At 60.5% G+C, this 12,268-nt stretch carries 11 protein-coding genes and 1 pseudogene; 5 read left to right on the forward strand and 7 right to left on the reverse strand.

Annotation, left to right across the window (positions count from 1 at the left end; translation table 11 throughout):
- Window positions 1-211: 211 nt before the first annotated feature.
- Window positions 212-1,342 (forward strand): succinyl-diaminopimelate desuccinylase, encoded by a 1,131-nt coding sequence (gene dapE, locus QZ511_RS04410; protein WP_295799530.1) that lies wholly within the window; start codon window positions 212-214, stop codon window positions 1,340-1,342.
- A gap of 105 nt (window positions 1,343-1,447) precedes the next feature.
- A complete protein-coding gene (locus tag QZ511_RS04415) occupies window positions 1,448-3,409 on the forward strand; it encodes a prolyl oligopeptidase family serine peptidase (RefSeq protein WP_295799533.1) in 1,962 nt (653 codons plus the stop codon).
- Window positions 3,410-3,488: 79 nt separating this feature from the next.
- On the opposite strand, the gene QZ511_RS04420 is transcribed toward QZ511_RS04415, so the two are convergent.
- The 3 genes from QZ511_RS04420 to QZ511_RS04430 all read right to left on the reverse strand — a co-directional run bounded on the left by QZ511_RS04420 (window position 3,489) and on the right by QZ511_RS04430 (window position 5,201).
- Window positions 3,489-3,860 (reverse strand): hypothetical protein, encoded by a 372-nt coding sequence (locus QZ511_RS04420; protein ID WP_295799536.1) that lies wholly within the window; start codon window positions 3,858-3,860, stop codon window positions 3,489-3,491.
- 7 nt (window positions 3,861-3,867) lie between these two features.
- The gene (locus QZ511_RS04425) at window positions 3,868-4,419 is read right to left on the reverse strand and encodes a flavodoxin (protein ID WP_295799538.1); all 552 of its coding nucleotides are present in this window, start codon (window positions 4,417-4,419) and stop codon (window positions 3,868-3,870) included.
- Between the two features lie 311 nt (window positions 4,420-4,730).
- Window positions 4,731-5,201 carry a Spy/CpxP family protein refolding chaperone gene (locus QZ511_RS04430; RefSeq protein WP_295799541.1) on the reverse strand — a complete coding sequence of 157 codons (471 nt, stop codon included), beginning with the start codon at window positions 5,199-5,201 and terminating at the stop codon, window positions 4,731-4,733.
- 227 nt (window positions 5,202-5,428) lie between these two features.
- Between QZ511_RS04430 and QZ511_RS04435 the strand changes: the two genes are divergently transcribed.
- From QZ511_RS04435 to QZ511_RS04445, 3 genes are all read left to right on the forward strand, one after another.
- Window positions 5,429-6,133 (forward strand): response regulator transcription factor, encoded by a 705-nt coding sequence (locus tag QZ511_RS04435; protein ID WP_295799545.1) that lies wholly within the window; start codon window positions 5,429-5,431, stop codon window positions 6,131-6,133.
- A 3-nt stretch (window positions 6,134-6,136) separates the two neighbouring features.
- Entirely contained in the window at window positions 6,137-7,510 is a 1,374-nt protein-coding gene (locus QZ511_RS04440; protein WP_295799547.1) for an ATP-binding protein, read from the forward strand.
- A 220-nt stretch (window positions 7,511-7,730) separates the two neighbouring features.
- Entirely contained in the window at window positions 7,731-8,471 is a 741-nt protein-coding gene (locus QZ511_RS04445; protein ID WP_295799550.1) for an SRPBCC family protein, read from the forward strand.
- Between the two features lie 80 nt (window positions 8,472-8,551).
- Here QZ511_RS04445 and rluB read toward each other — a convergent pair whose 3' ends face one another.
- The 4 genes and pseudogenes from rluB to QZ511_RS04465 form a co-directional block, all read right to left on the reverse strand.
- The gene (gene rluB, locus QZ511_RS04450; protein WP_295799553.1) at window positions 8,552-9,424 is read right to left on the reverse strand and encodes a 23S rRNA pseudouridine(2605) synthase RluB; all 873 of its coding nucleotides are present in this window, start codon (window positions 9,422-9,424) and stop codon (window positions 8,552-8,554) included.
- Entirely contained in the window at window positions 9,421-10,275 is an 855-nt protein-coding gene (gene scpB / locus QZ511_RS04455) for an SMC-Scp complex subunit ScpB (RefSeq protein ID WP_295799556.1), read from the reverse strand. Before scpB ends, rluB begins: the two co-directional genes overlap by 4 nt.
- 339 nt (window positions 10,276-10,614) lie before the next feature.
- Window positions 10,615-11,598 (reverse strand): annotated as a pseudogene (locus QZ511_RS04460) (ScpA family protein); the annotation flags it as partial.
- Window positions 11,599-11,643: 45 nt separating this feature from the next.
- Window positions 11,644-12,267, reverse strand: a complete 624-nt coding sequence (locus QZ511_RS04465; protein WP_295799559.1) for an L-threonylcarbamoyladenylate synthase — start codon at window positions 12,265-12,267, stop codon at window positions 11,644-11,646.
- Window position 12,268: the final 1 nt, after the last annotated feature.

Genomic DNA, 12,268 nt, shown 5'->3' on the forward strand with positions numbered 1-12,268 from the left:
CCTTGCGGGACGTTGATTCGCTTCGCTCACCCTGCGGGCGCCTTCGGCGTCCAAAGCGAACGCTTTGTCCGCGAGAAGGACCTCGCGGAAGAGCCCCCATGGATGGGTTGAGGGGGGACGCCTAGTCCGTGTCTCGCAAGGAGTCACCGCCAGCCGGGCCGCCTCAAAACAGGAACAGTGCTCCCAATACCACGGAGCTAGAAGACACCCCATGACCCCGACAATAAAACTCACCTGTGACCTCATCAGCAAAAAATCCGTAACCCCTGAAGACGCAGGGTGCATGGATCTGATGCTCGAACGCCTGGAAAAAATCGGCTTCAAAACCGAACACCTGCGTTTCGGCGATACCGACAACTTCTGGACCGTGCGCGGCGAGGAAGGCCCGCTGTTTGCCTTCGCCGGCCACACCGACGTGGTCCCCACTGGCCCCGAAGAAAACTGGCAATACCCGCCCTTCGAACCGCAAATCGTAGACGGCATGCTCTACGGCCGCGGCGCCGCCGACATGAAAGGCTCCCTGGCCGCCATGGTCGTCGCCTGCGAAGAGTTTGTCGCCGCCCACCCCAACCACAAAGGTCGCATCGCCCTGCTCATCACCAGCGACGAAGAAGGTCCGGCAAAACACGGTACCGTCAAGGTAATGGAGTGGCTCGAAGCAAAGGGCGAGAAAATCGACTGGTGCCTGGTCGGCGAACCCTCCAGCACCGCCCTCGCCGGCGATATAATCAAGAACGGCCGCCGCGGCTCACTGGGACTGGAGCTGACCGTATTCGGCATCCAGGGCCACGTGGCCTACCCGCACCTGGCGGAAAACCCGGTACACAAACTCGCCCCGGCACTGGCCGAACTGGCAGCGGAAGAGTGGGACAACGGCAACGACTTCTTCCCCGCCACCAGCTTTCAGGTATCCAATATCAACGGTGGCACCGGCGCCACCAATGTAATTCCCGGCGAAGTCAAAGTGGTGTGCAACTGGCGCTTCTCCACCGAGACCACCGCCGAGGACCTGGAGCAGCGCGCGCGCGCCATCCTCGACAAGCACGGCCTCAAATACGAAGCCAACTTCAACCTCTCCGGCCAGCCCTTCCTCACTGCCGCAGGCCCCCTGGTAGAGTCCGCCCAGAAGGCCATCAAAAAAGTGTCCGGCCGTGAAACCGAGCTTTCCACCGCCGGCGGCACTTCCGACGGGCGCTTTATCGCCCCCACCGGCGCCCAGGTGGTGGAGCTGGGCCCGGTCAACGCCACCATTCACAAAGTGGACGAGTGTGTGAAGGCCGATGATCTGGACCTAGTGAAGGATATGTATCGAGAAATACTGACCGGACTTTTTGTGAGATAGATCACACAATCGACGTATGATCTATCGTTGAATGTGGTAGGAGCGCTCGCCGGTAGTGATGCTGCCAGCGGGCTCTGGCTACATTTCGCAGTACAGGGATTTTTCATGCGCCATACCATTCCAACCTCCCTCACCTTCATTTTTTTCTTGCTCGCGGCCTTCTCCAGCGCGGCTTCTGCCGCTGTCCCACTGAGTGATCTGATTCGACACGTCGAGGTCGAGCAGGTCAAAATTTCTCCCAGCGGATCGCACATTGCCATCAAGCGCCTGTACAAGGGGGAGCGAGTGCTGGTAATCCGCGCGTTGGACACCAGGAAAATCACGGGAACCATCCAGTTTCGCGGTGATGAAGAGGTGGGCAATTTCATCTGGGCCAACGACGATCGGGTTGTAGCGGAAATCATTTCGCGCAGAGACGCACTGGAAACACCGGTCAATTACGGCTCGCTGTATGCGATCAATGCCGATGGTACGCGCAACCTGAATATTTTCGGCTACGCGGCCGGCCAAACCCAGACCGGCAGCCGGATTCAAAAAGCCAAAGCGACCTACGCCCACGCCACGATTATCGACAAGCTGACTGACAATAAAGACGAAATTCTGATATCGACCCGTCCCTGGGCGCGACAGGGCGAAGCACACGGGGACGTATTCCGGCTGAATATCTATACCGGCGTACGCAAAGAAGTCGTCGGATTGCCGCAGATGGACGGCAGAGCATTTACCGATGGCTACGGGAATCTGATCTTTGCCAATGGCACGAACACAGAAAATGACTACGAGCTGTACCGCAAAAGTGACAATGGCTGGGAACTGACAGATCACCCTCTTCTGGAGAAAGCCTACCCCGCCGGCTACGACCGCAGCACCGGGGAAATTTACCTGATCAAGGAAGAGCCTGGCGAGACGGAGTCCCTGATCGCCTGGAACCGGGAAAATCAATCCGGGCGCAGGGTTTTCCAGCACGCCATCACCGATATCAGCGGACTACTGACACACCCAAATACCAACAAGCCACTCGGGGTGTATCTGAATCCGGATTACCCAACCGCGGAGTTTTTCGCCGAAGACCAAAGTTTTATTTCCTTCTATCGCGGCCTGCGGCAGGCATTTGAGGGCTACCATACCCGCTTCACCAGTTTTACCCGCGATGGAAAGCTCGGCGTACTCAAAGTATCCGGGGACCGGCTCCCGGGGGATTACTTCCTGGTCAACCTGGAAAACAAACAAGTCGACTTTCTGACTTCCTCCGCGGACTGGCTGGACCCGGCCACCCTGAACCCGATGCGCGCCGAGGCTTTCGAATCCTCTGACGGGCTGCGTATCGGCACCTACCTCACCTTCCCCAAAGGTCAGGAAAGAAAACTACCCATGATCGTCATGCCTCACGGCGGGCCGCATGCGAGAGACTACTGGGGCTTTGATCGCGACGCGCAGATACTGTCACAGAACGGATATCTGGTGTTGCAGGTGAATTTTCGCGGCTCTACAGGTTACGGGGATGGCTTCCTGGCGGCGGGCGAGCGCCAGTGGGGTGGGAATATTCAGCGGGATATCGCAGAAGCGGTACAGTGGGCAGTCGATCAAGGCTACGCCGATAAAAACCGTATCTGCATCTACGGCGCCAGTTTCGGTGGCTATTCGGCCATGATGAACCCCATCCGCTATCCGGACCTCTACCAGTGCGCGGCTGGTTACGCCGGTGTGTACGATTTAGAGCTGCTATACAAAGAGGGCGACGTGCCCCGCCGGAATCGGGGCGTGGCATATCTGACCAAGACCATTGGTGAGAGCGAGACGGAACTCAAAGAGAATTCACCGCTTTATCACACCGATGCACTGAATCTACCGCTGTTTATCATACACGGTGAAAAAGACGAGCGCGCACCGGTCTCTCATGCGGAAGCACTACTGGAAAAGGTGGGCGAGGACAGTAAATCGGTGCAATCACTGATTGCGCCAACCGAGGGGCACGGGTTCTATAGCGAGGAAAACAACCTCGAGCTGTACACCCAGCTGCTGTCGTTTTTTGACACGCATATCGGGGTAGGCTCCGCCGAGCGATAAACAGCCGATTGCGAGCCGTAAAATAAAAAAACGGGCTAAAAAAGCCCGTTTTTTATTGCCGAAGTCTCGGCGAGAGTAATCAGTGCAGGCGGCCGTGGCGCACCACCGGCTGCGGGGCCTCGCTCACATCGTAACCGTGCGCCATCACGAAATAATAGAGCACCTGCTCCTCACCTTCGACTTCCGACATCAGGTCAAAGATGACCTCTTCTTTTTCTCCCGGAGTAATGCGCACATTGCTCACCAGTTCCGGCTCCACGAACACCTCGCCAACCAGGCGCTTGCCGCGTACCAGCTGAACCAGCAGCGTGCTGGGGTTTTCCTGGGTAAAGCGCCAGTGGTAGTCGTCATCGTCGTACAGGATAGATTCCGGCGTACCCACACGCAGAATGCAACTGGTGTGTTCGGCCAGCCAGGTCCAGAAATCCTTGAGCGTGAGGGAACCGGTCATATCAGCCTCAATCCTCGAGCTCAACGACACTGTCTTCCCCACCCTCGAGGTCAAGCTCCCGGGCGAGCTGCTTGCACCAGAGGTTAAGGCGCCCGCAAGTCAGTTCTTCCTGCTGATCCTCGTCAATGGCCAGACCTACGAACAGCCCCTGTCCTTCAATCTCCGCCTTGGAGGCCTCGAATTCGTACCCATCGGTGGACCAGTGGCCAACAATAGCCGCGCCGTTGGCAACAATCACATCGTGCAGCATGCCCATGGCATCGAGGAAATAGTCACCGTAACCAAACTGGTCGCCGAGGCCGAACAGCGCTACGGTCTTGCCGGTGAAATCAATTTCCTGAACATCTTCCCAGAAGTCTTCCCAGTCGGACTGGATCTGGCCGAAATCCCAGGTGGGGATTCCGAAGATCAGCTGGTCGTAATCGGCGATTTCGAGCTGGGTCACATCCGCGATATCGTGGATATCCACGCGGTCTTCGCCCAGGCGGGCAGCTATGCGCTGCGCGACGCCTTCGGTATTGCCTTCGTCACTGCCGTAAAACAGGCCGATCTTGCTCACTTTCTCTCCTCAAGCTGCGATTCCGGGGATACATCTCACTCCGGAGCGGCGGGCATTTTCCCAACAATAGGAGATGCCAGCAAGCACTGGAGGCAAATAGGGGCTGCAGGCGGATACAAAAAAGCCCCCGGTACCGGGGGCGTGAGGGAAAGTCCACCAGCTGTTGGGGTAAGCGCCGGTGGACCTGAAGAGGCCGAAGGGGTGACTGGCCGGGCAAACCCGCAAACCGGGTACCCGGACCGGGGACTGGTAGCGGAAGCCAGGCTCTGCGCCCGATCCGTTGAGACTTGCCTTGAGACTTACCTTGAGACTTACTGATCGCGCTCCTGCCAGCGTTTCATACGCTCTTTGTGGTGGGCCTTGCGCTCGGCTTTCATCTCCTTGAGCTTGGCCTTCTGCTCGTCGGTGAGGATGGATTCGAACTGCACCCACTTATCGTGCATGCGCTGCATCCTGGCCACTTCCATATGGCCCAGCTTGGCCCCCAATGTGTCCAGGGTGGCCTGGTCCGCGCCAGACTCAATGGCATCTTTCAGTTGCTGGCGTACCGCGTGGAGTTCATCCCGGTCCGCCTTGCGGGCTTCGCGGTTGGCTTCGCGATTGGCCTTCAACTGTGCCTTCTGGCCTTCGGTCAGGTCGAGTTTTTCCGCCAGGTGCTCGAACATACGCTCCTTGTGATGACCGTGCCCGTGGTCACCGCCCGGGGAGGCCATCACCATACCCGGAGCAATCAGGGCACTACTCAGAATGGCGCTGCCCGCCAGTGCTTTCCATTTAATCATCGGAGTTTCCTCTTTGGTTGACGCCTGTCGACCGCTAGATCGCGAGGCCTGTTGGCTGATGCATTTCGTTTCGGTAGGTGCATATTAGGCTGGCCCTGTGTAAACAGGGGCTAACCGCGGTAAACATTTGTTAAGAACGGTAAAACACTCCCGGTCACGCCATCGGGGAATCCCTGGCTGTGCATATAATGCAGCCCGAGCAACACACAACAGGAACAGAGTCACGCATGAGCCATATCCTGCTGGTAGATGACGACACCGAATTGACCGAACTGCTCCAGGAGTTCCTGGTCGGTGAAGGCTTTGAAGTTACCGTGGCCAACGATGGCGGGCGGGGTCTGGAGTTGGCGCGTCAGGAAAACTTTGACGCGCTGGTGCTGGATGTAATGCTGCCGGTGCACAGCGGCTTCGACGTGTTGCGCAAGCTGCGTGAGGAATCCGGCACCCCCGGCCGCTCTTTACCGGTGCTGATGCTGACCGCCAAGGGGGACACGGTGGACCGTATTGTAGGCCTGGAAATGGGCGCCGACGACTACCTGCCCAAGCCCTGTAACCCCCGGGAACTGGCCGCGCGCCTGCGCGCGGTGTTGCGCCGCGGGCGCAGTGAAGTAGCCACTGCCGATGGCAACCTGAGCAGTGGCCAGATCCAGCTGATGCCGAAAGAGCACCAGTGCTTCTGGTCCGGCGAGCCGGTCAATCTCACCGGCGCGGAATTCTCGGTGCTCAAGGTACTGGTGGAAAATGCCGGCGAGGTAGTAAGCAAGGAAGTGCTCACGGAAAAGGCGCTGGGGCGCAAGCTGATGCCCTACGACCGCTCCATCGACGTACACGTGAGCAATATCCGGAAAAAGCTCGCCGAACAGGGCGCCAGTCGCGAACTGATCATCAATATCCGCGGTGCCGGATACATGCTCACCCAGGGCCAGGGATAAGCCATGAGCAGTCTGTTTGGCCGCATGTTCTTCGGCGCCTGGCTCACTGCGGTGGTCATGGTGCTGGCGGCGGTCTATATCACTCACTTCCGGGAGTTTGGCGACCCGCGGCAAAAGGACCGCTGGGAGGGCCCGGAACTGTTCCGCGAGATCACCCACAACCTGCGCATGACGCGCCGGCACGGTTCGGATCACTTCCGGCACTGGCTGGAACAGCGCCCGGAGCGGGTGCAGAAGCGCATCTTCGCCCTCGATCGCGACGGCCTGGAACTGCTCGGGCGCCCCATTCCCGCCTCCATGGCGCCACTAATCAACTCCCTCAGTTACCGCAATCGCGAGGCCCACGCCCTGGTGGACAAAAAGCCGACGGTGGGCTTTTTCGTGCCGCAGCGGGACGGCGGCAGCCTGCGTGTGGTGTTCGTGGCAGGCAAGAGCAAGGAGGAACTGCTGCTGCGGTTTGTGCTGGACAATTTCTGGCCGATCCTGGTGCTCGCAACCCTGGCCTCGGGGCTGGCGTGCTACTGGCTGGCGCGCTACTTGAGCAAACCCCTGGACAACTTGCGCACCGCGACCCGCCGGGTCGCCGCCGGCGACCTCAGTTACCGGGTAACCCCGACCCTGCGCGGCCACAGCCGGGAGCTGGGCGACCTCGCCGCAGACTTCGACTCCATGACCGCGCAATTGCAGGCCTCCATGAGCGAGCAGCGCCGCCTGATCAAGGATGTCTCACACGAGCTGCGCTCGCCCCTGGCGCGGCTGCAGGTGGCGCTGGGCATTGCCCGGCAAAAGAACGTGCAGGCACTGGATCCGGAACTGGACAAGATCGGCAAGGCTGCCGACTACCTGGAAGACATCATTGCCGATATTCTGTCGCTGCCGGTCAGCAGCAGCGACAGTCGACCGCTGGATGACGTGGTGGAGATCAACAGCCTGATGGAGGCACTGACGGAAGACCTGCGGGACGAAGCGCGGCAAAAGCAGGTGGGCTTTTCCCTGCGCAGCGACGAGCACGAGCTGCTGGTCGCCACCCGCGGCAGTTCGCTTACCGCTGCGCTGGAAAACATACTCCGCAACAGTATCAAATACAGTCCCGCGCACGGTCAGGTGGATATCAGCATCACCTCGGAAAACTCCCGCTGCCAGATCCGCGTCACCGACGCCGGCAACGGGGTGCCCGAGGAAGAACTGGAAGCCATATTCCGCCCGTTCTACCGCACCGATGAAGCCCGCACCCGGGAGAGTGGCGGCTTCGGGCTCGGACTCGCCATTGCCCAGCGCTCTATCGTGCAACACGGCGGCAAAATCGAAGCCTTCAATACCTCCCACGCGGGCCTCTGCGTGAGCATCGAGCTCCCGTTACTCGACGACACCTTCTGAGCGCTGACCGCCAGCGCGTCTTTCCGTGCCTGGCCAGCGCCTTACCGCTATCGCCCCCACCACACACACACTCTACTTCCGCAATCCCCTCTGTAGCGCTGCCGCCCGCCAGCCATTACACTCGAGTATGTTGTATAGCCTGGCGCCGCCCCCTCACCACAAGCCCGGGGACCGGCGCGAACAGTGGAAAGTCGACCGATAATTTTTGGGGGAATCTGCCATGCGCTGGTTACTTTACATCCTGATTTTTCTCGCCCTGCTGGTACTCGCCGGCTATCTCTTTCCCCGGGTTGCGACTACCGAGCGCAGCGTTTACATCGCAGAGCCCCCGGAAGTGGTATTCCCCTACGTGAATAACTTCCGCAACTTCAACAAGTGGTCCCCCTGGTACCAGATCGACCCGCAAACCGAGTACAGCTACAGCGGTTTTACCGAAGGTGTCGGCGCCACCATGAGCTGGACCAGCGATGATCCCAAGGTCGGCAATGGCTCCCAGACTATCACCGCCAGTGAACCCTACTCGCGGGTCGCCACCGAGCTGGATTTCGGCGCCCAGGGCAAGGCCCAGGCAGAATTCAAGCTGGTCCCCCAGGGCAGCGGCAGCAACGTGACCTGGTCTTTCTCCTCCGAAATGGGCGGCGGCCCCATTGGCCGCTGGATGGGGCTGATGGTGTCGAAAATGGTCGGCAGTTCCTATGAGCAGGGGCTGGAGAAACTGAAATCGGTGGTGGAAAAGGAGGCTGCCGCAGTGCCCACTAGCGAACCGGCTTCAGCGCCGACAGGCGAACCGGCGCCACAACCGCAGGCCGAACCCGAGAGCGACCCGGGCACCATCGAACCGGAGGAAGTGGACCCGGGCATGGAAAGCGAGATCATCGACGAGGACGAAACAGAAAACATGGGCGACGACGGCGATGCCCTGGAGGACTTCCAGGAGCAAGAGCTGCAGGAGCAGCCATAGAGCCCGAATTGGACACAACGAAAAAAGGTGGCCACTGGCCACCTTTTTTTGTCCCACTTACTTTGTCGTTACCCGCAGCGCTAGTTGTTCGAGCGCCGCGTGGGCTTGCGCTGCTGTCCCTGCCCCGGCGACTTGCGCAGCTTGCGACGCTGCCGCTGCAGGGTTTCCTTTTCCGCCTGAGTCAGCGGGCGCTGTCCCAGTTTGGGCAGGCCGGCGGTGATGCAGAGATCATCGATTTCCCTGGGCTCCATCTCGATCCACTGCCCCACGCGCACGTGGGAGGGGATAAACACACTGCCGTAACGCACCCGCTTCAGGCGGCTTACCCGCACGCCCTGGGACTCCCACAGGCGGCGCACTTCGCGGTTGCGCCCTTCCATCACCACACAGTAGAACCAGCGGTTGGTGCCTTCACCACCACTTTCGACGATATCGGTAAAACGCGCCTCTCCGTCCTCCAGCAACACACCGGTGGTCAGGCGTTTTTTCATATCATCGTCAACCTGGCCCTGGATTCGCACCAGGTACTCGCGATCGATCACCGAGGAAGGATGCATCAGTTTGTTTGCCAGCTCACCGCTGTTGGTGAACAACAGCAGTCCGCTGGTATTGAAATCGAGCCGGCCCACAGAGATCCAGCGGCCGCTGCTCAAGCGCGGCAAGCGGTCGTATACCGTGGGGCGGCCTTCCGGGTCGTGGCGGGAACAGATCTCACCAATCGGCTTGTTGTACAGGATCACCCGCAGGCGCTTTTCCTCGCCGGACGGCAGGGGCTTGCCGTCCATTTGGATGGTGTCTTCTTCGGTGACGCGCTCGCCAAGGCCGGCTACCTGTCCATTGACGGTCACCCGGCCTGCTTCGATGGCGCGTTCCATTTCCCGGCGCGATCCCAGCCCAGCCCGGGCCAGGACTTTCTGCAGTTTTTCGCCTACCGGCGCTGCATCATTGCTCATGTGTTGTGGGTTTCCGGCGTGTTGGATGCCTCTTCGTCGGCAACTTCCAGGGCTTCGTCGGCCAGCGCTTCCGGCGCCGGCTCGGTGGCCTGCTCTGCTTCAGGGTAGTCTTCCACCTGCAGTTCTGATGCATTTTCCTCGCCGGCAGGCTCGGATTCCGCGGCAGCGCTTTCACTGTCATCGGCGGCTGCAACGTCTTCCGCGCCTTCCGCTTCGGGCTGCGCGTCCTCACCTGCGGGCGCCTGCTCCACATCATCCGCTGCTGTGGCAGTCTCACCGCCGCTGCCCTCACCCAGATCCAGCGCGGCATTGAGACTGTCGATATCGCGAATCTCCGCCAGGGTCGGCAGGTCTTCCAGGCTCTTCAGGTTAAAGTAATCGAGAAATTCCCGGGTGGTGGCGTAAAGTGACGGTTTGCCCGGCACATCCCGCTGGCCCACCACCTTGATCCAGCCCCGCTCGGACAGGCTTTTGACGATATGGGAGCTCACCGCGACACCGCGAATTTCCTCGATATCGCCGCGGGTAATCGGCTGGCGATAGGCAATGATGGCCAGGGTTTCCAGGGTGGCACGGGAGTATTTCTGCGGTTTCTCTTCCCACATCTTGTTGATCCAGGGCGCCAGGTCTTCCGGCACCTGGAAGCGCCAGCCGCTGGCCACCTGCCGCAGTTCGAAACCGCGGTCGCTGCAGCTCTCGGCGATCTCTTCCAGCACCTTTCTCAGTTCGGTCTTTTCCGGCCGCTCGCCTTCGTCGATCAGCGACAGCAGCTTGTCTTCGGTCAGGGGCTGGGCCGCGGCAAGCAGCGCACCCTCTACAATCCGGCGCAGTAATTCCGGGGCAATACTCATTTCAGCACAATCACTCGATGGTTAACTGAGCGCCGGTGTTTGTTCGGCGTCTTCAGCGATAAATTCCTGTTCGGGGTCAGCAGTGTCTTCCGCTTGCTCCAGCGGCTTTTCTTCAGGTTCCCCTGCACGTTGTTCTTCGAGGCTCTCTTCAGACTGCACATCTGACAGTTCTTCAGAGCGCTCGTCAGCTTCCGCGGCTGTACCCTCGTGTTCGGGTTCCGGCTCGGCGAAAAGGCCGTCTTCGGCATCGCCGTCCCCACCCCGGCCGCCATCGGGGTCCTCGACCTCATCCCATTCGCTGCCCGCTTCCTCGGTGCCTTCCCCGGTGCCTTCCCGGGATTCGCTGCGGGCACGCACGTGGATGGGACCGAAGGCTTCGTTTTGCACCAGCTCCACCAGGGACTCCTTGACCAGCTCCATTACTGCCAGGAAGGTCACAACTACCCCCAGGCGTCCCTCTTCCGCCTGGAACAGGCTGACAAACGGCACAAACTGGCGGTGGCGAATTCTGTCCAGGACCTGGGTCATGCGCTCCCGGGTGGAGAGCTTTTCCCGCTCCACCTGGTGGCTTTCGAACATGTCCGCACGGCGCAGTACATCCGCCAGCGCAACCAGAACCTCTTTCAGGTCCACTTCCGGGTCCGGCCGCGTCAGTTTGCGGTCCGGGCCGGTGGCGCTGGCCTGGTGGATATCCCGCCCCACCCGCGGCAGCTCGTCGATATCTTCCGCGGCGGTCTTGAAGCGCTCGTATTCCTGCAGCCTGCGGATCAGGGCTGCGCGGGGGTCTTCCCCCTCTTCCTCTTCCGCCTCTGGCGGACGCGGCAACAGCATGCGGGATTTGATCTCCGCCAGCATCGCCGCCATCACCAGGTATTCCGCCGCCAGCTCAAAGCGCATCGACGTCATCATTTCCACGTACGCCATGTACTGGCGCGTGATATCGGCGACGTTGATCTCGAGAATGTCCAGGTTCTGCCGGCGAATCAGGTACAGCAACAGGTCCAGCGGCCCTTCGAAGGCCTCCAGGATCACTTCCAGCGCGTCTGGCGGGATGTACAGATCGGCGGGCAGGTCGGTAAAGGCCTTGCCCTCTACCATGGCAAATGGCATCTCCCCCTGGCGCGGCGGCCCGTGCAGGGCGGCCTCGGCGCCGCCCTCGAGACCGGACGCTGCTTCCGCGGAGGTAGCTTCTGTGGCCCCAGGGGTTTCGGGCTCCCGCTGGTCAGGGCCAACCCCGGCGACGGATTCGCCGTCGTCGTCGGCTGACGCGGGGCTCGCCGACGCCTGGTCGACCACCACCTCTTCTAATTCTTCACTGGACACACTGCAGTCCTTCGGCAAAACCAAACGGGCGATTATACATCAGTGTCAGCCGATAATTTCATCAATCGAGCCACATCCCTGACGCACCAGTACCGGTTCATCGCCGGTCAGGTCCACTACCGTGGTGGCTTCGAGGCCGCAGAAACCGCCATCGATCACCAGTTCCACCTGGTGTTCCAGGGTGTCGCGAATATCGTAGGGATCGGTCAGCGGCTGGTCGTCCCCGGGCATGATCAGGCTACAGGTCATCAGCGGCTCCCCGAGGGCCTCGATCAGCGCCTGCACAATGGCGTTGTCCGGCACCCGCAGGCCGATGGTCTTGCGCCTGGGGTGCAGCAGCCGCCGCGGCACTTCCGAGGTGCCGGGCATGATGAAGGTATAGGGCCCGGGGGTGTGGTTCTTCAGCAGGCGGAACATCTGGTTGTCCACCTTGGCGTAACTTGCCAGCTCCGACAGGTCCCGGCACATCAGAGTGAAGTTGTGGTCCTTGTCCAGCTGGCGGATCGCCCGCACCCGCTCCAGCGCCAGCTTCTCTCCCAGCCGGCAGCCGAGCGAGTAGGCGGAGTCGGTGGGCAACACGATCACTCCGCCGGAGGCGACGATGTCTGCGGCCTGATTGACCAGCCGAGCCTGGGGGTTTTCTGGATGAATCTGGAAAAACTGCGCCACT

The sequence above is a fragment of the uncultured Microbulbifer sp. genome (assembly GCF_913055755.1).
GTDB lineage: Bacteria > Pseudomonadota > Gammaproteobacteria > Pseudomonadales > Cellvibrionaceae > Microbulbifer.

Coding starts and splice junctions, on each gene's coding strand:
- dapE (WP_295799530.1), top strand. CDS start 212: ATGACCCCGACAATAAAACTCACCTGTGACCTCATCAGCAAAAAATCC.
- QZ511_RS04415 (WP_295799533.1), top strand. CDS start 1,448: ATGCGCCATACCATTCCAACCTCCCTCACCTTCATTTTTTTCTTGCTC.
- QZ511_RS04420 (WP_295799536.1), bottom strand. CDS start 3,860: ATGACCGGTTCCCTCACGCTCAAGGATTTCTGGACCTGGCTGGCCGAA.
- QZ511_RS04430 (WP_295799541.1), bottom strand. CDS start 5,201: ATGATTAAATGGAAAGCACTGGCGGGCAGCGCCATTCTGAGTAGTGCC.
- QZ511_RS04435 (WP_295799545.1), top strand. CDS start 5,429: ATGAGCCATATCCTGCTGGTAGATGACGACACCGAATTGACCGAACTG.
- QZ511_RS04440 (WP_295799547.1), top strand. CDS start 6,137: ATGAGCAGTCTGTTTGGCCGCATGTTCTTCGGCGCCTGGCTCACTGCG.
- QZ511_RS04445 (WP_295799550.1), top strand. CDS start 7,731: ATGCGCTGGTTACTTTACATCCTGATTTTTCTCGCCCTGCTGGTACTC.
- rluB (WP_295799553.1), bottom strand. CDS start 9,424: ATGAGCAATGATGCAGCGCCGGTAGGCGAAAAACTGCAGAAAGTCCTG.
- scpB (WP_295799556.1), bottom strand. CDS start 10,275: ATGAGTATTGCCCCGGAATTACTGCGCCGGATTGTAGAGGGTGCGCTG.